Below are 18,390 nucleotides of genomic sequence, written 5' to 3'. Positions count from 1 at the left end.
AGTGGACACAACATGCTCCTGTCCGGCCTGAATGTCCTCGTGGTCGAGGACGTATTTATGCTTGCGGAGGATCTCACCGACCGGTTGACGCAAGCAGGATGCACAGTGATCGGCCCGGCACCTACGGTCAGACAGGCGCTTGCACAAATCGATGGTGTTGCCCTGGACGGAGCCGTGCTGGATGTGAACCTTCGGGGGGAGCAAAGCTTTCCGCTGGCCGAGCATCTCACGCTCGGCCGTGTCCCTTTCATTTTCCTTACCGGCTATGACAGCGTCACCGTCTTTCCCGACCAGTTTCGCGACAAGCCCAAGCTGTCGAAGCCGGTCGATTACAACCTGTTGATTGAAGCGGTGTCGCGGTTCCGCAAGAGCGATGCGCCGGACTGAGAAAGCCTGGCCTACGACGTGGTGCGATCGCCTATCAACCGGCTCGCAAGTTCGACCAGATGCCGGATCGGCGCAGGCTTCGGCAGAAAAGGCGCGCCATGGAAGACAGCGGACTGGAACGCCGGATCGTAGCCCGAATGGACGACGAAAGGCACACCCGCTTCCTTGAGGCGAGCGGCGGCGGTACCCCGTTGGCCGTCGAGCAATTGGATGTCGATGATGGCCAGATCGGGGCGGTTGTCGTCCAGCCATGTCGCGGCTGCCCGTTCCGAGGCCACGCACGCCACCTCGAAGCCGAGCGCCCTTAAGCCATCCGCCACGTCGCAAGCGATCAAATATTCGTCTTCAATGATCAGTGCCAAGGGCGCTTGCATAACGATCTCCTCAGACACGCTTACCTCCTCCTGGCACACGGCTTGATGTACTCCGCCGGCCAGGGAAGCGCACAATATTTCGCCCGCAAACGGCTGCGCGGCTGCCGATAGGATTCGGGCCGGCTTGGTCCAAGCCTGCGTCCTCGCCCCGGCTAAGTTGGATCACGTCGAGGTCTGACAAGGCCGCGCGGGCCTCGAACAGTCGAAGGAATTGCGACCTCAGCCCATCGCCCCTTGCGGCGGCAATCGCGTGCAAGGGCATAAAGAGATTTATAGTCCGATCCTTCACAGACTTGCCTCCATCACAACGCCGCGGCCGCCTTTTCCCGCTTTGCCTCATCGATAGCGATGGACAAGATTACATCGCCGTCGCCGCCCCGAACCGCCCAGCCCTCCCGCCGAGGTTCGGCAGCCGGATCGTCGAGCAGATCGATCGCCGAGCGCAGCGCTTCATCATGTACAGCTTCGACGTTGGGCAATTCCACCCCATCAAGCCGCCTCAAACTGCCACCCTGGCGATATTCGAATGTATAGAGATCCTGGCCCACGTCGATTGGCCTCTCGTCGGCGGGCCGGACGGCATCCACGGTGCCGTCCTGGCTGCCTTGCGCAGATCGGCCGCCGAATGCCGCGCACTGAACCATCAACTCTTTGGCGCGATCGACAAGCGCGGCATCGCCAGGCAAGCGGTCGGAGACAACCATGGTGACAGCGATGTTTTCCCCGTCCTCGCCGAGAAATTCGACCGTCACGTGTCCAGTACCGGCATGTATCGCTGTGTCGAGAACTTGCATTCCTGCCTCTTCGTCTCCGCGTCGGGGATACAAAGCTCCCCTGCTCCCGAAAGTTCCGCCCCAGTTCAAGAATCGACTTAGATAGCCGCGCCTGACATCTCCAAAGCGCTCGCGATGAACTCGAAGGCGGCTCCCTGATCGATATCCATCCTAAAGGCCCGGTTGGAACAGCGGGGCCGGAAGCAGGTTTGGAAACAAAGGAGGCGCCGAATGTCACCTAACCAACGCACACCCGCCGAGGCCCGCGGCGAAATCCAGGCCGGCAGGACGCAGGACAAGACCCCCGGGTTCGACCCTGCGGCGGCGCCGCAGGAGACGGATGCCGAGGCCGGCGATGTCCCGACTTCCGCCAAGCCGGCCGGGCCGCGCAAACCGAGCTTCACCAACCAGACAAGCTTTGCCAACGCGATGCGGCCGCCAGAGAACGCGCCCGGCCTGCAACCGCGCAGGAATGGCCCGGTGCTGGTGATCGTGGCGCTGGTTGTACTGGCCGCGGTTGTGTTTCTGCTCGCCGCGGTCTTCCGCCAGGTATGAAAGGAACATCATTCCCCGTCCCAGGTTGGATGGCGCAAGGAGGTAATTGCGATGCCGCGCTTGAGACGTTTGTTTCGTCATCTGTGGCGCTGGAAAGCACAGCCAACAACACACCCCTCTCCAGCCGACGCCATTGTGCGGGTGCTGCGCGAAGCGACGTTCGGGGTGACAGAGCCCCCGCCGGCTAGTGTCTCCGGGATCGAGCCGGAGTCACTTCTCGTCAAAGATATGCTCGTGGATGATGCCGAGGATCTGCAGCTTGACCGTTTCCCGCGCTTCGGGCTTCACGAAGGGCATCAGCAGATCGACCGTTTCCTCCACCCGCCGCGGCAGGTCGGCGCTCGGATCGCTCAGATAGCTTCCATGAGCATATAGGTTCTCGGTCAGCTTTTTGCTCAGGTCGGAAAAGAGTCCCATGCCATTGCTCCTTGCTGATCCAACAGCCTGAGCGCCCACGCGGTTCCCTCGGCCGACCGCATAGCAATCGGCCGCGCGCAAATCCTCCTTGCCCGAAATCCTACCCGCCCGAGGAACATTCGGTCCAACCGGATGTTCGGCCGAACCACTCAGGAGGATCGGATGGGAAACAGGAAACTGGCGGTCGTCACCGGCGCCTCGAGCGGCATCGGCAAGGCGCTCGCGAAACTCTGCGCCAAGGACGGCTACGATCTAGCCATTGTCGCCGATGAGCCGGCCATCGAGCAGGCCGCCGAGGCGCTCCAGTCGCATGGCGTCTCGGTCGACGCAGTGGAGGCCGACCTTGCAAGCGAGGACGGCGCCGACAAATTGATCGCCAAGATCGGCGATCGCGACATCGATCTTCTCTTCCTCAATGCAGGGCGCGGCCTGGGCCGAGGCTTTGTCGACCAGGACTGGAGCCAGGCACGCCGCGTCATCGACACCAACATCACCGGCACCGTCTACCTCGCACATAAGCTCGGCCGCAAAATGGTGGAGCGCGGTCGCGGCCGGATCCTGTTCACCGGCTCCATTGCCGGCTTCATGCCGGGTACGTTCCAGGCGGTCTACAACGGCACCAAGGCTTTCATCGATTCCTTTGCCATCGCGATGCGCCACGAGTTGAAAGACAGCGGCGTGAGCGTGACCGTGCTGATGCCGGGGGCCACGCAGACGCGCTTCTTCGAGCGTGCCGACATGATGGACACCGAGGTCGCAACGCAGGAGAAGGACAACCCCGCGGATGTGGCGAAAGACGGCTACGATGCCTTGATGGCAGGCGAAGAACAGGTCGTCAGCGGCTGGAAGAACAAGATGCAGGTCGCCGCCGCCCATGTCACGCCGGCCGGCTCGCTGGCCGAACAGCACCGCGAGATGGCCGAGCCGGGTTCGGCGAAAGAGGGCTGAAAATGATCCGGGGACATTCCCGCTCAGCGTCAGTTCCGCCGCATCGCTAGGACCCACAATTCATAGGAACAATCCCAATGAAAGCCCTGACATGGCATGGCAAAGGCGACATTCGTTGCGATCAGGTCGCCGATCCGGCGATCGAGAACGACCGCGATATCATCATTAAGGTCACCTGCTGCGCCATATGCGGTTCGGACCTGCATCTGATGGACGGCTACATGCCGACGATGAAATCGGGCGACGTGCTGGGCCACGAGACCATGGGCGAAGTGGTGGAGGTCGGCCGCGCCCATACGAAGTTCAAGAAGGGCGATCGCGTCGTCGTGCCCTTCAACATCTCGTGCGGAGAATGCTGGTTCTGCCAGAACGGCCTGTTCTCGCTCTGCGACCGGTCGAACCCCAGCGCCGAGCAGGCTGCCAAGGTCATGGGCCAGTCGCCCGCGGGCCTGTTCGGCTATTCGCATCTGGTCGGCGGCTACTGGGGAGGACAGGCCGAGTATCTGCGCGTTCCCTTCGCCGATGTCGGCCCCATCAAGGTGCCCGACGGCATCGATGACGAGCAGGTGCTATTCCTCTCCGATATCTTTCCGACCGGCTACATGGCGGCCGAGAATGCCGGCATCCAGGAAGGCGACACTGTCGCCATTTGGGGTTGTGGACCGGTCGGCCAGTTTGCCATCCAGAGCGCGTGGATGCTCGGCGCAGGCCGCGTCATCGCCATCGACAAGGTGCCGGAACGGCTCGCCATGGCGCGCGACTACGGCAAGGCGGAAACGCTCGATTTCAGCAATTCCGATATTTACGATGCCCTGATGGCCATGACCGGCGGGCGCGGGCCGGACAGTTGCATCGACTGCGTCGGCACCGAGGCCGATGCAACCGCAACGACCGATTCCATGCTCGATAAGGCCAAGGCCACCGTCTATCTCGGCACCGACCGGCCGCATGTGCTGCGCGAGGTGATCTATTGCTGCCGCAAGGGCGGCACCATCTCGGTGCCCGGTGTCTATATCGGCCTGGTCGATCACATTCCCTTCGGTGCGGCGATGAACAAGGGGCTGACATTCCGCATGGGCCAGACCCACACCCAGCGCTATCTCGAGCCGCTCCTTCAAAAGGTCGAGAGCGGCGAGATCGACCCGTCCTTCGTCATCACCCACCGCGCCGGCCTCGAAGACGGACCCGGCCTCTACAAGACATTCCGCGACAAGCAGGACGGCTGCATCAAAGTGGTGATGCGCCCGCACGGCTGATAGCGCCGATAGCGAATGATAGGCTTTGCATATCTCTGACTGAACCAGGAAGGTTCGAAATGGCTCAAGCGAAAGATACGTCCAAGCCTCCAGTGAAGTCGCCCGACCGCGGAGGTCTTCCACATCCGCGTCGCGATGCGCAGGGCAGCGATGCAGGCGCGAAGCCGATCGCTCCGAAGACCGCAGGCGCCCCGGAGCCATCGTCCTCGCCGCTCGATAACCGTGTTGCCAGCCGCAATGCCGGCCGGCGCCGCGAGGCCGGGCCGACACCCAGGCCGACGGACAAGCCGCTCGATTGAGCGGGACGAACAAATGCGGCAGCCTGACCGTCTGTCGCGGCGCCGTTGCAGGGTCTCCTCTCCCTTCAACGGCGCCATGACACTACCCTTGGCCGTCAGCTCTTCCGGCTGCGCTCGACGAATTTGTTGAAGCGGCTCGTTCCGCCGCCAGCTTCATCCTGATGCAGGAAGGCGAGATCGTTCTCGTCGAAGATGCGGAAGAATTCGTCCCATTCGATCGGTTCGAGCGTGTCTTCGGGCTCCCCGAAATCGATGCGCAGAATGCCGCCCTTGCCTTTCGTGCGAACGACAGCCGGCTGGCCATTCCGTTCTTCTACCCACTTCCGGATTTCGTCGTGGTTGGTGGTCGTCTTGGCCTCGGACATGGACTTTCCTTTCTGCAGCGGGGACCGATGAGCGGTCCTAACAGCAGCCAACAGGCAATGTTCCAGATGGTGGAACGGCTCTCTGACAAAGCTGCGGCACCTCCTGAGACGGGAACTTTGTTGAAGCAGGGAACAAACCTTTTGCCGCGCAGTTCGGGGCGCCGAAGCCAAATCCGCAAGGGAGTCATCGTGAAACGTGTATTGGTTACGGGAGGTTGCGGCTTCATCGGCCGCCACGTCGCCCAGGAACTCACCGACCATGGCTATCAGGTGCGCCTGCTCGACGCGCTTGTCGAACAGGTGCACGGCGCCGAAGCCATCAACCTCCCTACGGGGGCCGAACTGATCAAGGGGGACGTGCGCGACCGCGACGCTGTCGCTGAGGCGGTTTCAGACGTCGATGCCGTGATCCATCTGGCGGCCGAGGTTGGCGTCGGCCAGTCCATGTACGAGATCGCCCGCTATGTCGGCACGAACGATCTCGGCACGGCGGTGCTGCTCGAGGCACTCATCAAGAAGCCGGTCGAACGGATCGTCGTGGCGTCCTCCATGAGCATCTATGGTGAAGGCCTCTATCAGACTCCGGACGGCGAGCGGATCGACAATGCGCGCCGCAAGCCTGCCGATATAAGGGAGGGCCGCTGGGATTTGCTGTCGGCGACCGGCCAAACACTGTCGCCTCTTCCGACGGACGAGGAGAAGCGGCCCGATCTCGCCTCGATCTACGCGCTGACCAAGTATGCGCAGGAACGCGCGGTGCTGATCTTCGGCCAGGCCTACGGCGTCGATGCCGTTGCACTGCGCCTGTTCAACGTGTTCGGCGCCGGACAGGCGCTTGCCAATCCCTACACCGGCGTTCTCGCCAACTTCGCCTCGCGCCTTGCCAACGGCAAGCGGCCGACGATCTTCGAGGACGGCGAGCAGAAGCGCGATTTCGTTCATGTGCGCGATGTCGCCACCGCGTTCCGGCTGGCGCTGGAGCAGCGCCAGGCCGCCGGCCATGCCATCAACATCGGCAGCGGCCACGCCTATTCGATCAGGGACGTGGCCCGTCTTCTTGCCAAGGCTATGGGCATCCCAAAGCGGCCGCCCGAAATCCTCACCAAGGCGCGCTCCGGCGATATCCGCAACTGCTTCGCCGACATCGCCAAGGCCCGGGAACTGCTGGGCTTTGAGCCGAAGCGTCGGCTGGAAGATTCGCTCGGCGAATTCGCGGCATGGGTCCGCAACAGCGTCGTTATCGACCGGGGCGCGGACATGCGGCGCGAGCTGGAAGAGCGGGGATTGGTCTCATGACCCAGAGCCACCGCCATCCGCGCAAGGCACCGATAGCCGTCATTGGCGGCAGCGGCTTCATCGGCTCCAACCTGGCCGACAGCCTGCTATCCGATGGCGAGGCCGTGCTTGTCGTCGACAATCTCAGCCGCCCGGGCGTCGAGCAGAATCTCGACTGGCTGGCGCAAAAGCACGGCGACCGGCTGAGCGCCGAAACAGTCGACATACGCGATGCCAGCGCACTGGCGGCGGCGCTGGCGCCGGCAAAGGCGATCTTTCACCTCGCCGCCCAGACCGCCGTGACGACCAGCCTGGTCGATCCCGCGCAGGATTTCGACATCAACCTCAAAGGCACGTTCAACGTGCTGGAGACCGCTCGCAGCACCGGCGTCCCGGTAGTCTTCGCCAGCACCAACAAGGTCTATGGCAGCCTGCCCCAGATCGCGGTGCGGCAAGCCGACGATCACTGCGAGCCGCTTGACGAGAAGGTACGTGCGAGCGGGGTCGATGAGAAGGTGGGCCTTGATTTCTGCACGCCCTATGGCTGCTCGAAGGGCGCGGCCGATCAGTATGTGCTCGACTATTCCAAATCCTACGGACTCCCGACAGCGGTGCTGCGCATGAGCTGCATCTACGGGCCGCGCCAGTTTGGCACCGAGGATCAGGGCTGGGTCGCGCATTTTCTACTCAGCGTCTTGTCCGGCCGGCCGATTACCGTTTACGGCGACGGCAGGCAGGTGCGCGACATCCTGCATGTGTCCGATGCCGTAGCCGCCTATCGCGGCGTGTTGGCCAGGATTGAGGACCTCAAGGGCCAGGCGTTCAACCTGGGCGGCGGCCCGAGCAATGCGGTCAGCCTGCGCGTGCTGCTGGCGGAGATAGCCGAGATGACGGGCAGCGACGTCGCGCTTCGCCACGACCGCGAGCGCGTTGGCGACCAACCATTCTTCGTCGCCGACACGCGCAAGCTGCAAGCCGCGATCGGCTGGCAGGCGCGTGTCCCATGGCGCGAAGGCGTCTGCGATCTCGCCAGCTGGCTGGTGCGACATCGGCTCCAGTCGCGCCCGGAAGCCACGAGGTACGTCGCATGAAAGTCGCCTTGGTCAATCCGTTCTGGACGTATGAGCACAGCATCTATTTCGGCTGCCGGCAGCCGCATCTGCCGCTGGAGCTCGGCTATTCGAAGGCAATGCTGGAAGCGGATGGTCACGACGTCATGATGCTGGACGGGCAATTGCAGGTCCTCGACAACGCGGCGCTGGCAGAGCAGGTGGCGTCATTCGCGCCGGACATGACCGTGGTCACCACCGCGCCGACCTATCTGTTCTGGCGCTGCGCGCCGCCTGAACTGCGCGTGCCGGGGGAATTCCTCAGCCATCTCGCCGGACGCGGCGGACGAACCGTGGCGGTCGGACCGCATGGCTCGGCGACGCCTGCACCGACCCTACGCAAGCTCGGCGTCGATGTCGTCGTGCGCGGTGAATGTGAGGACGTCGTGACGGAGCTTGCACGGCAGAGCGACTGGAGCAAGATTGCGCATACGGCCCGGCTCCAAAACGACCTTCCAGTGTGCAATGGCGGCGTGCATGCCAGCCCGTTCGTCGATCATGCTGCGCTCGCCTGGCCGTCCGACTGGATCGCCGCGCATGGCCACCACCACCACAGGTTCGATGCCCATCAGAAGGGCGCCGGCGCCGAGGTGGAAGCGTCGCGCGGCTGCCCCTATAATTGCAGCTTCTGCGCCAAGATCGATTTCCGCGATGCATATCGGCGCAGGAAGCACGACGCCGTTGTGGCCGAGATCGACGGTTTGATCACTCAAGGGGTCGGCTATATCTATTTCATCGACGAGATCTTCCTGCCGCAGAAGGCGCTGCTGGAGGCCTTGGTCGAACGCGACGTCCAGTTCGGCGTTCAGACACGTATCGACCTCTGGAAGCCGGAACTGCTCGAACTGCTTGGCGCGGCCGGCTGCGTCTCGATCGAGGCCGGTCTTGAAAGCCTGACCGTCGAAGGCCGCGCGATGCTCGCCAAGCGCTGTCGGCTCGACACAGAGGATCTGGCTGCGCTTCTGGTTGACGCCCGCCGTCATGTGCCTTTCGTCCAGGCCAATCTGATTGGCGTGGTCGAGGACGACCCGACGCTGGTGGACTATTGGCGCAAGCACCTCATCGATCACGGCGTCTGGGCGAACGAGCCCGTGCCGCTCTATCCCTATCCGAGCTCTCCCAGCTACCGCGAATTGTGGGGCGAACCCGACGACCTCGCCTGGGAGCGCGCCCATGAGCACTACCTCGCCTCCTTCCGATCCTTCAGCGACATCCAGGACCAGCGGCCGCATGCGCTGGCTGAGTTGGAGTCCTCATGCTGCAATCACTGACCCATCGTCCGCGGCGCATCCTTATGACGACTGACGCCGTCGGCGGAGTCTGGCGCTATTCGCTCGATCTGGCGCGAGAGCTGGTGGCCAGCGGCGACAGCATCGTGCTTGCCGGGCTGGGACCCGAGCCTTCCCCCGAACAGGCTCGGGAAGCGCGGTCCATCGCCGCGCTGGTTTGGCTGAAATGCCCGCCGGACTGGATGACGCGCGACACGAAAGATCTCGACCGGTTGCCTGGCGAATTGCAGGAGCTTGCGTCGGACTATGCAATCAATCTCGTACACCTCAATGCGCCGGCGCAGGCAGCCGGTCTCGAGCTGACTTGTCCGATCGTCGCGGTATCCCATTCCTGCGTGGTCACATGGCTGCATGCAGTGCGGGCGCAAATGCCCGAGGGCGATTGGGCGTGGCAACGAGAGCGCAACCGCGCCGGATTCGACCGCGCCGAAGCCATTGTCGCGCCGAGCCGAAGCCATGCCGCCATGCTCGGAGCCTGCTACGGTCCGATCGCGGGCTTGAGCGTCGTCCACAATGGTGCGCTCCCCGGCCCGGCAAGCGCGCATCGTGAGTCCTTCGTTCTCGCTGCCGCCCGCTGGTGGGATGAGGGCAAAAACGGATTGGCGCTCGATGCCGCGGCTGCCTTGTGTGGCCCTCCCGTTTTCGCCGCAGGCGAAACTGAAGGTCCGGATGGACAGCGCCTGTTCTTCGATCATTGCATCTCGCTTGGCTCGATCAGCCATTGCGAGGTTCGGCAATTGATGGCGCGGGCCAGCATGTTTGTCTCGCCGTCCATCTACGAGCCTTTCGGGCTGGCCGCCCTGGAGGCAGCCTCTGCGGGCACCCCCTTGGTGTTGGCGGACATCGCGACCTACCGCGAGATCTGGGACGGAGCAGCGACGTTCTTCGACGCGCGCGATCCCCACGCGCTTGCCGGCTGCATCGCCAGGCTCTCGCGTGACGAAAGCTTGCGACGCCAGTTCGGTCAGCGCGCCGCCCGACGGGCGCGCAAATTCTCGCTCAGCGCCCAGACGGCGCGGATGCGAGAGGTCTACGATCGGGCGGCGACGGCCATGGCAGGGCTTTGACCATGCGCTTCGTGTTCTACACCCATTCCGCCGTTTCCGACTGGAATCACGGCAACGCGCATTTCCAGCGCGGCATCATGCGCGAGCTCGTCGCGCGCGGACATGAGGCGGTCGCGCTGGAACCCGCCGACGGCTGGAGCCGATCGAATCTGCTTGCCGAGCAAGGCCCTTTCGCCGTCGAGCGCTTCCGCAAGGATTTCCCGGAGCTGATGGCGCTGAGCTATGGCCCCGGCTTCGCGCACGAAGCCTGGCTCGCCGGCGCGGATGTCGTGATCGTCCACGAATGGACGGACAAGGATCTTGTCGCGCGCATCGGACAGGCGCGAGCCTATGGCAATTTCACGCTCCTGTTCCACGACACCCATCACCGCGCCGTATCGGCGATGCAGGCGATAGCGGCACTTCAGCTCGAGCATTACGACGGGGTGCTGGTCTTCGGCGAGGTGCTGCGCGAGAGCTATCTTCGCGCCGGCTGGGGCAAACGGGTCTTCACCTGGCATGAGGCGGCGGACGACCGGCTGTTCAAGCCGTGCCCGGATGTCGACCCCGTCTCCGACCTCGTCTGGATCGGCAATTGGGGCGACGACGAACGCAGCGCCGAGATCGCCGAGTTCCTGATCGAGCCGGCGAGCGCTCTCGCGCTGTCGGGAACCGTGCACGGCGTGCGCTATCCGACCGATGCCCGAGCCGCGCTTGCCGAGGCAGGGCTGCGCTATGATGGCTGGATTGCCAATGCCGACGTGCCGAAGAGCTTCGCCCGGCATCGCGTCACCATGCACATCCCCCGCCGACCTTATCGGGAGAGCCTGCCCGGCATTCCGACCATACGCATGTTCGAGGCGATGGCCTGCGGCATTCCGCTGGTCTCGGCGCCATGGTCGGATGTCGAAGGACTGTTCCGCGCCGGCAAGGATTTCCTCTTCGCCCGGAACGGCGCCGAGATGCAAGGTCACCTTCGCGACGTGCTGAACGACAGCCAGCGTGCGGAGGCGCTCGCCGCGTCCGGCCGGGAAACCATCCTTGCGCGCCACACATGCCGGCACCGCGTCGACGAGTTGTTCGACATTCTCGCCGCATGCGGCAATCGCGAGGTCGCTGAAATCAAACCTGCAAGGGAGGCCGTCGCATGAAGATCGCCTTTTACGGATCGAGCCTTCTGTCGTCCTACTGGAACGGCGCGGCCACCTATTATCGGGGCTTGCTCAAGGCGTTGTCGAAGCGCGGCTATGACATCGTCTTCTATGAGCCCGATGTCTACGATCGCCAGAAGCATCGCGATATCAAGGCGCCGGACTGGTGCAGCGTCGTCGTCTACGAGCCGACAGCGCATGCGCTGATGCAGGTCGCCTCTTGCGCCGCGCAGGCAGACGTCGTGGTCAAGGCAAGCGGCGTCGGCTTCGAGGACGAGGCGCTACTGCATGCGGTTCTCGACAACGCTCGCCCGGATGCGCTGACCGTGTTCTGGGACGTCGACGCGCCGGCGACCTTAAGCGAGTTGCGCAATCATGCCGAACACCCCCTGCATGAGACCTTGAAGAGGATCGGCCTTGTTCTGACCTATGGCGGCGGCGATCCCGTGGTTTGGGATTATCGCGCGCTCGGCGCCGCGGAATGCGTGCCGATCTATAACGCGCTCGATCCCGAGACACATCATCCGGTCGCCGCAAATCCGGGCTTTGCCTGTGACCTCGCTTTCCTCGGCAATCGGCTGCCCGACCGCGAGGCGCGCGTCGACGCCTTCTTCTTCGACCCGGCCCGTGTGCTTGGCAGCCAACGCTTCCTGCTTGGTGGATCCGGCTGGGGCGACAAGCCCTTGCCGGCGAACGTTTCGTGGCTCGGCCATGTCGGTACGCGCGATCACAACGCCTTCAACGTCACGCCGAAGGCGGTGCTCAACATCAGCCGCGACAGCATGGCGGCCAACGGGTTTTCGCCCGCGACACGCGTCTTCGAAGCGGCGGGCGCGGGTGCATGCCTAATCACCGATGCCTGGCTCGGCGTCGAGTTGTTCCTGACCCCTGGCGAAGAGATCCTGGTCGCGCGGGACGGTGCCGACGTCGCCGAGATCGTGCGCACGCTGACGCCGACACGGGCGAAGGCGATCGGCGCCGCAGCGCTGCGGCGCGTTCTGGCCGAGCATACCTACACGCTGAGAGCCCGGCTGGTGGACGACATCTTCAAGGCGCATTTCGAGCGCCGGGCAATGGAGGCCGCGGAATGACGAAACCGCTCGACATCGTTTTCCTCGGACTTTCGTTATCCTCATCCTGGGGCAACGGCCACGCGACGACTTTCCGGGGGCTGCTGCGCGCGCTCAACGAGCTCGGCCATCGCGTCACCTTCCTCGAACGCGACGTGCCCTGGTACGCGCATCACCGGGACCTGCGCGACCCCGATTTCTGCGACTTGCGCTACTACCAGACGGTCTCAGAGCTGCGCCGCAATCACCGGCAGGAGTTGCAGCGGGCCGACGCGGTGGTGATAGGCTCCTTCGTGCCGGAAGGCAGGGCCATCATCGACGACCTCGCTTCGCTGTGCACTGGACAGTTCTGCTTTTACGACATCGACACGCCAGTGACGCTGGCGCGGGTTGCCGAGGACGATTGCGATTACCTTGCCCGCAGGCAGATCCCCTATTTCGACGTCTACTTCTCCTTCACCGGCGGACCGACGTTGCAGCGCCTCAGATCGGAGTTCGGCGCCCTCCGAACGGAGCCGCTCTACTGCTCGGTCGATCCAAAGCGACACCATCGCACCAGAGACGCGATCGAATGGGATCTCGGCTATCTTGGAACCTACAGCGCCGACCGGCAGCTCGCCCTCGAAACGCTGCTGCTGGAGCCGGCGCGGTGCCTGCCGGACCGCCGCTTCGTCGTCGCCGGCTCGCAATATCCATTCGACATCGCCTGGCCGGACAACGTCCAGCGGATCGAGCACCTGCCGCCCGCCGAACATGCCGCCTTCTACAGCCGCCAGCGTTACACATTGAACCTTACGCGGGCGTCAATGATCGCGGCAGGATGGTCGCCCAGCGTGCGGCTCTTCGAGGCCGCCGCCTGCGGCACACCGATCATCAGCGACCGCTGGCCCGGTCTCGACAGCTTCTTCCCCGAATCGACGATCGAGACCGCAGCCAGTGCCGGCGACGTGCAGGAAATCCTCACAGCCAAATCGGAGCGGGCCAGACTCGATATGGCCCGCTCGGCACGCGAGGCGGTGCTTGCAAGCCACACCGGCGGCGCTCGGGCGCGTGAATTCGTTCTGACTTTGACTCAGTCAGTCCATACGCGCGCGGCGATCGATCTGAACGTGGAAAGTGCAGCATGAATAGCAGACAGGAGACTTTGCAGATGCGGCGATCAAGAAGGGTTCAGCAGACACGGACGGCGCTTGTCGCCGGCGGTGCCGGTTTCCTCGGTTCGCATTTGTGCGAGGCCCTGCTTCACGACGGGTATCGCGTCATATGCGTCGACAACTTTCTTACGGGCCGAATGGAGAATGTCAGCTCGCTAATCGGCCAAGCCCGGTTCCGGCTGATCGAGCAGGACGTTTGCGTCCCGCTGGAACTCGGCGAGGCTGTCGACCGCGTTTTCAACCTGGCCTGCGCGGCATCGCCGCCCCGCTACCAGGCCGATCCGGTCCACACAACGCGCACCTGTGTGATCGGAACGCTCAATCTGCTCGAGCTCGCGGCAAGCAACGGCGCCCGCTTCCTGCAGGCATCGACCAGCGAAGTCTACGGCGATCCAGAACAGCACCCACAGCGCGAGGACTATGTCGGCCACGTCAACTGCACAGGACCGCGCGCCTGTTATGATGAGGGCAAGCGCACCGCGGAGACGCTCTGCTTCGATTATCTGCGGGCCGAGATGGCCGATATTCGCGTCGCCCGCATCTTCAACACCTATGGTCCCAGAATGGACCCAGCCGACGGCCGCATCGTGTCCAACCTGGTCATGCAAGCGATCGAGAAACGGCCGCTGACGATATTCGGCGATGGCCGGCAAACCCGCTCATTCTGCTATGTCAGCGACATGATCGGAGGATTGCAACGCCTTATGGATGTCGATCCCAATCCGCGACAGCCGGTCAATCTGGGCAATCCCGGCGAGTTTTCGATCCTCGAATTGGCAAGGCTGGTTCGGGAACTGACCGGCAGCAGATCACCCGTGAAATTCCTGCCCTTGCCGCAGGACGACCCGCGCCGCCGGCGGCCCGACATAGGCCGCGCAAGAGCGCTTCTCGGCTGGTCACCGAAGGTGCCTCTCAGGCAAGGCCTACTGCAAACCATCGCCTTTTTCTCGAGGCTCGACGACCTTGCGATGGAGGCCATCGTACCGGTCAACAGGACTGAGGCCGGAAAAGCTCAGAACCTTCAGCTCTGAGGCGGTGGCTTCCTTCACCGTAGCGGAACAACCGACCGGGATTGCGGTTGGACCTGACAACCGTCATGGAGAAGAACTGTGCAGCCGAAGCGACCAATCAAGGACATCGATCAGATGGCGGCGGCCGAAACCGCCGCGTTCCTGCGGCGAGCCTCCATCACCTATCTCGAATGTTGCGTCAGCCTGATGATGACACATCTGCGGCGCGAGGAAGTGGCCACAATTCTGGAGGAGGAAGCGGACATGCTGCGCAGGCTGGACTGATCAGGTCCTCGCGCGCTCGATAAAACGCGAAAGCCTGGTTTCGTAGCGGTCGGCGGCGCGCGTGGCTCTTATCCGCTCATCGCCGTGTGTCGACTGTCGGGCCATCGTCCACAGCCCAAGCTGGAAGGCGAGATAGCAGGGCTCCATGTAGTCCACCAAGGAATGATCGACGGCACGCGACATTTCTGCCTCAACGCCTTGGATGAGCCGCGAAAGCTCGGCGTCGGAAAGCTCATATTCCACCGTCGCGCCTGCAATGTCCCACGTTATGTCCTGACAGCCGACAATGTCGTGCGAGCGGCAATGGTCGACGGCGTCCGTCTTGAGCAGGGTTCCCTCCGGCCGAACCAGAAATTCCCACGGGTGCAGGCGTCCGTCGATCTCGATCCTCCGCAGGAAGGAATGTGAGGAGTGGCGGGCGAACCAACCCTTTAATGCTTGGGCCGGCTCTTCCCCCAAGGCTTCCCTGCAGTTTTGCGTGGCCATGTCTGCAAGCCTCTCCAGCGACGCGCCGGCCTCTTCCGTCTGCAACTCGGCAGCGCGCCAGCCGAGATAGCGTCCAAGCCATTCGACCAGCAGGTCCCTGGCCAGCTCTGTCCGATCCAGCCTGTCCGCGTCTGTCCAACGCTCGATCAGGAAGCCGTGGCAGAGTCCGGCAGGCTGCGTTCCAAAACCGGCCCTGTGCACCGACCTTGCCGTGTGCAGCTTGTGCTGCCCGGTCCGGCCGAGACCGGCGAACTTGACCAACCAACGCTCCGTGCCCGCCAGTGCCAGGAATTTTCGCCGCTCAAATCCGGCAAACACCGGAGGCCAATGCTCCGGCGCCGTGGAAATATGCTTGCGCCATTCGCCGCCGGAAATGTCGCTGAGTTCGACATCGGCCTTGCCGAGGAGGTTCGCCACCCATCGGCGAAGGTTCGGCGCGACGCATCCATCGAAGGCCGCTTCGAAGTCCGCGACATGGCGCGAGCAGTGACTCCAAATAGCCTGCATGTCTGCCGAAGCTTGCACGCCCGGCCCGCCGCGGTGGCTTGGGAACAGATGAATGCGCTCCCGGTCGATGTCCTGCCGGCGCAGCCAGGCAACGACAGCATGAAAGGAACTGCCGGAGAGGCCCGGACCTTCATCAACGATGGCAAATTTGGCAAGAGGTCTGTCGCGCCAAGAGCCGAGGAGTTCGGGCGCGGCGCAAATGTGCCGGGAAAACGGATGGCCGATCGGTCGCACGCTAACAGGCGGCGGCGCATGCAGGGCGGCGGCGACCATCGCCGCCAAGCCGAGACCAATGCTGCGGATGCCGATGACGCATGTGTTTGCGTCGAGTCCCGACTGCAGCGCTGCAAGCAGATAGGTTTCCGGATATAGCGCATAAAGCGCGTAGCCTTCGGCCGGGCCGGTGGTTATTTCGTTGCCACAGTCCATACCGGCAAGCTTCGCAAGCAGCGACGCATCGAGCACTCCATGCCGGACAAATCCTTGTTGCCAGGATCGCAGCACTTCCTCCGACAACTCGACGAGAATTTCCGACCCCAGCTTCTGTCTCGAGGAATTCCAATCGCCGCCCTTGATGTCGAATTCCGCATCGGCAAGGCCTTGTATAAGTTCGGAAGCGCCGACGAAAAGATCGACCAGGGCAGCGTGGCGCTCGATGCCCGCGGGCAGATCGCCGATCGCTCTCGCGGCGGCCAACACAGCTTCCCTGAGCTGTTGTGCGCTGTGCGCTCGCTTGTGGTCGCCGAAGACGATCATGCGGCTCCTACCCGGCTGTCTGCCGCCAACGCGAACCGCGTCTCTTTTGATCCGCAACCCAGCCCAGCAATTTTCGGACGCCGGGCAATTTTTCGCGGCGCCACGGAACATTCGAGGCCGCTCCCGGTTCGGCGGCGAGGAACTTACCTCCAACCAAAAGGGGCAGCGGTTTCGTGACATCGAAGAAAGTTCGTATCGGCATCGTCGGCGTGGGCAATTGCGCGTCATCTCTTGTGCAAGGTCTCTCCTACTATCGCCACGTCAACGGCAACGAGCCGATCCCCGGGCTGATGCATGCCGACCTCGGCGGCTATCATGTCGACGACATTGAGGTCGTCTGCGCCTTCGATGTCGCGAAAAACAAGGTTGGACGCGATGTGGCGGAAGCGATCTACACCGCGCCCAACAACACCTTTCGTTTTGCTGATGTCGCGCCGACCGGGGTTCGTGTGGAGCGCGGTCCAACACTCGACGGCATCGGCAAATATCTCCGAGAGGAGATCGAAGAGTCGGATGAACCGGCCGCAGACGTAACCACCCGGCTCCGGGGGAGCGGGGTCGAGGTGCTGATATCCTATCTTCCGGTCGGCTCCGAACAGGCGACGCGCTTCTATGCCGAATGCGCGCTTGAGGCCGGCTGCGCTTTCGTCAATTGCATCCCTGTCTTCATCGCCTCGCGGCCGGAATGGCGCAAGCGCTTCGAGGAACGTGGCCTTCCCCTGGTCGGCGACGACATCAAGAGCCAGGTCGGTGCAACCATCGTGCATCGGCTGCTCGCCAATCTCTTCCGTGAGCGCGGCGTGCGCATCGATCGCACCTATCAGCTCAACTTCGGCGGCAACACCGACTTCCTCAACATGCTCGAGCGCGAGCGGCTGGAATCGAAGAAGATCTCGAAGACGCAGTCCGTCACCAGCCAGATCGACGTCCCGCTTGAGGCCGGCAACATCCATGTCGGACCCAGTGACCATGTCCCGTGGCTGACCGATCGCAAATGGGCCTATATCCGTGTCGAAGGCACTACTTTTGGAGGCGTGCCGCTCAATGCCGAGCTCAAGCTGGAGGTCTGGGATTCGCCCAACTCGGCCGGCGTCGTCATCGACGCCCTCCGCTGCGCAAAGCTCGCCCTCGACCGCGGCATCGCCGGCGCGCTCACAGGCCCCAGCAGCTACTTCATGAAGTCGCCGCCGGAGCAGTTCACCGACGCGGAAGCGCGCCTGCGCACGCTCGCCTTCATCGCCGGTAACGACAAGCCTATGCTGGACGCCGCCGAATGACCACGACGTTCTTTCTCATCCGCCACGCGGCGCATGATCATGTTGGCTCATACCTGGCCGGGCGGCTCGAAGGCGTTCGCCTCGGCGAAGCCGGCCAGGCGCAGGCACTGCACCTCGCGCGGCGACTGACGCGAGAGCCGCTCGCGGCGATCTTGAGCAGTCCGCGCGAGCGCACGCTGGAAACAGCGAAGCCGATCGCCATCGCTTGCGAGATTGAGAAGATCGCGATCTGCAAGGAACTCGACGAGATCGACTTCGGCGAGTGGTCCGGCAAGACATTCGAAGAACTGAGCGGCGATGCAAGCTGGCGGCTTTGGAACGACCAGCGCCAGAGCGCCCGCACGCCGAGCGGCGAGACCATGCTGGATGTGCAGCACAGGATGGTCGGCCTGATGGACGCGCTGCGCGAGAATGGACAGGGTCAGTGCATCGCGCTTGTCAGTCATGCCGATGTGATCAAGGCGGCTGTCTGCGCGATCCTCGGCCTGCAGCTTGGCGACTGCTTTCGCTTCGATATCGCGCCGGCCTCCATCACAACAGTCGTCCACGGCGACTGGGGCTCCAAACTGATCCGTTTGAATGAAGTTGCCTGAGGGAGTGG

At 63.4% G+C, this 18,390-nt stretch carries 21 protein-coding genes; 16 read left to right on the top strand and 5 right to left on the bottom strand.

All coding sequences use genetic code 11. The annotated features are described in order from the left end of the window. Nucleotides 1-12: 12 nt before the first annotated feature. Nucleotides 13-387 (top strand): response regulator, encoded by a 375-nt coding sequence (locus tag FJ417_RS21220; protein ID WP_140646346.1) that lies wholly within the window; start codon nt 13-15, stop codon nt 385-387. Nucleotides 388-398: 11 nt separating this feature from the next. Here the strand turns inward: FJ417_RS21220 and FJ417_RS21215 are convergent, their stop codons facing one another. After that, nucleotides 399-779, bottom strand: a complete 381-nt coding sequence (locus tag FJ417_RS21215) for a response regulator (protein ID WP_140784794.1) — start codon at nt 777-779, stop codon at nt 399-401. A 284-nt stretch (nt 780-1,063) separates the two neighbouring features. Then, nucleotides 1,064-1,555, bottom strand: a complete 492-nt coding sequence (locus FJ417_RS33165; protein WP_181166809.1) for a hypothetical protein — start codon at nt 1,553-1,555, stop codon at nt 1,064-1,066. 210 nt (nt 1,556-1,765) lie between these two features. Between FJ417_RS33165 and FJ417_RS21205 the strand changes: the two genes are divergently transcribed. Beyond that, nucleotides 1,766-2,089: a hypothetical protein gene (locus tag FJ417_RS21205; protein WP_140654202.1), complete on the top strand. Its 324-nt coding sequence runs from the start codon at nt 1,766-1,768 to the stop codon at nt 2,087-2,089. 210 nt (nt 2,090-2,299) lie between these two features. On the opposite strand, the gene FJ417_RS21200 is transcribed toward FJ417_RS21205, so the two are convergent. Further along, complete coding sequence (locus FJ417_RS21200; RefSeq protein WP_140646352.1) at nt 2,300-2,506, bottom strand: hypothetical protein; 207 nt, start codon at nt 2,504-2,506, stop codon at nt 2,300-2,302. A 162-nt stretch (nt 2,507-2,668) separates the two neighbouring features. Between FJ417_RS21200 and FJ417_RS21195 the strand changes: the two genes are divergently transcribed. From FJ417_RS21195 to FJ417_RS21185, 3 genes are all read left to right on the top strand, one after another. Further along, nucleotides 2,669-3,454, top strand: coding sequence for an SDR family NAD(P)-dependent oxidoreductase (locus FJ417_RS21195; RefSeq protein WP_140784793.1), 786 nt, complete (start codon nt 2,669-2,671; stop codon nt 3,452-3,454). A 77-nt stretch (nt 3,455-3,531) separates the two neighbouring features. Beyond that, on the top strand, nt 3,532-4,710 hold the full coding sequence (locus FJ417_RS21190; protein WP_140784792.1) for a zinc-dependent alcohol dehydrogenase: 1,179 nt from the start codon (nt 3,532-3,534) through the stop codon (nt 4,708-4,710). 59 nt (nt 4,711-4,769) lie between these two features. Beyond that, a complete protein-coding gene (locus FJ417_RS21185; protein WP_140654208.1) occupies nt 4,770-5,009 on the top strand; it encodes a hypothetical protein in 240 nt (79 codons plus the stop codon). Between the two features lie 95 nt (nt 5,010-5,104). Here the strand turns inward: FJ417_RS21185 and FJ417_RS21180 are convergent, their stop codons facing one another. Next, nucleotides 5,105-5,374: a hypothetical protein gene (locus FJ417_RS21180; RefSeq protein ID WP_140646358.1), complete on the bottom strand. Its 270-nt coding sequence runs from the start codon at nt 5,372-5,374 to the stop codon at nt 5,105-5,107. 189 nt (nt 5,375-5,563) lie between these two features. Here FJ417_RS21180 and FJ417_RS21175 point away from each other — a divergent pair, with 189 nt between their 5' ends. From FJ417_RS21175 to FJ417_RS21135, 9 genes are all read left to right on the top strand, one after another. Then, nucleotides 5,564-6,670, top strand: coding sequence for an SDR family NAD(P)-dependent oxidoreductase (locus FJ417_RS21175; RefSeq protein WP_140710557.1), 1,107 nt, complete (start codon nt 5,564-5,566; stop codon nt 6,668-6,670). Beyond that, on the top strand, nt 6,667-7,740 hold the full coding sequence (locus FJ417_RS21170) for an NAD-dependent epimerase/dehydratase family protein (protein ID WP_140710555.1): 1,074 nt from the start codon (nt 6,667-6,669) through the stop codon (nt 7,738-7,740). The genes FJ417_RS21175 and FJ417_RS21170 overlap by 4 nt, the downstream gene beginning before the upstream one ends. Beyond that, nucleotides 7,737-9,029: a TIGR04295 family B12-binding domain-containing radical SAM protein gene (locus FJ417_RS21165; RefSeq protein ID WP_140784791.1), complete on the top strand. Its 1,293-nt coding sequence runs from the start codon at nt 7,737-7,739 to the stop codon at nt 9,027-9,029. Before FJ417_RS21170 ends, FJ417_RS21165 begins: the two co-directional genes overlap by 4 nt. Next, complete coding sequence (locus FJ417_RS21160) at nt 9,014-10,114, top strand: glycosyltransferase family 4 protein (protein WP_140654214.1); 1,101 nt, start codon at nt 9,014-9,016, stop codon at nt 10,112-10,114. The genes FJ417_RS21165 and FJ417_RS21160 overlap by 16 nt, the downstream gene beginning before the upstream one ends. A 2-nt stretch (nt 10,115-10,116) precedes the next feature. Beyond that, nucleotides 10,117-11,244 carry a glycosyltransferase gene (locus FJ417_RS21155; RefSeq protein ID WP_140784790.1) on the top strand — a complete coding sequence of 376 codons (1,128 nt, stop codon included), beginning with the start codon at nt 10,117-10,119 and terminating at the stop codon, nt 11,242-11,244. Beyond that, nucleotides 11,241-12,335 carry a glycosyltransferase gene (locus FJ417_RS21150; protein WP_140654218.1) on the top strand — a complete coding sequence of 365 codons (1,095 nt, stop codon included), beginning with the start codon at nt 11,241-11,243 and terminating at the stop codon, nt 12,333-12,335. The genes FJ417_RS21155 and FJ417_RS21150 overlap by 4 nt, the downstream gene beginning before the upstream one ends. Next, nucleotides 12,332-13,441 carry a glycosyltransferase gene (locus FJ417_RS21145; RefSeq protein ID WP_140710545.1) on the top strand — a complete coding sequence of 370 codons (1,110 nt, stop codon included), beginning with the start codon at nt 12,332-12,334 and terminating at the stop codon, nt 13,439-13,441. Before FJ417_RS21150 ends, FJ417_RS21145 begins: the two co-directional genes overlap by 4 nt. A gap of 23 nt (nt 13,442-13,464) precedes the next feature. Then, nucleotides 13,465-14,499 carry a UDP-glucuronic acid decarboxylase family protein gene (locus FJ417_RS21140; protein ID WP_140784835.1) on the top strand — a complete coding sequence of 345 codons (1,035 nt, stop codon included), beginning with the start codon at nt 13,465-13,467 and terminating at the stop codon, nt 14,497-14,499. Between the two features lie 78 nt (nt 14,500-14,577). Next, on the top strand, nt 14,578-14,763 hold the full coding sequence (locus FJ417_RS21135; protein ID WP_140646372.1) for a hypothetical protein: 186 nt from the start codon (nt 14,578-14,580) through the stop codon (nt 14,761-14,763). Here the strand turns inward: FJ417_RS21135 and FJ417_RS21130 are convergent, their stop codons facing one another. Continuing rightward, complete coding sequence (locus FJ417_RS21130) at nt 14,764-16,512, bottom strand: hypothetical protein (protein ID WP_140784789.1); 1,749 nt, start codon at nt 16,510-16,512, stop codon at nt 14,764-14,766. A gap of 173 nt (nt 16,513-16,685) precedes the next feature. Here FJ417_RS21130 and FJ417_RS21125 point away from each other — a divergent pair, with 173 nt between their 5' ends. Together FJ417_RS21125 and FJ417_RS21120 are read left to right on the top strand one after the other, a co-directional pair. Continuing rightward, nucleotides 16,686-17,789, top strand: coding sequence for an inositol-3-phosphate synthase (locus FJ417_RS21125; RefSeq protein ID WP_140654226.1), 1,104 nt, complete (start codon nt 16,686-16,688; stop codon nt 17,787-17,789). Then, nucleotides 17,786-18,382: a histidine phosphatase family protein gene (locus FJ417_RS21120; RefSeq protein WP_140646378.1), complete on the top strand. Its 597-nt coding sequence runs from the start codon at nt 17,786-17,788 to the stop codon at nt 18,380-18,382. The genes FJ417_RS21125 and FJ417_RS21120 overlap by 4 nt, the downstream gene beginning before the upstream one ends. Nucleotides 18,383-18,390 lie beyond the last annotated feature (8 nt).

This window comes from Mesorhizobium sp. B3-1-7 (assembly GCF_006439385.1).
Lineage (GTDB): Bacteria > Pseudomonadota > Alphaproteobacteria > Rhizobiales > Rhizobiaceae > Mesorhizobium.
This window is presented reverse-complemented; position numbering and strand designations above follow the sequence as displayed.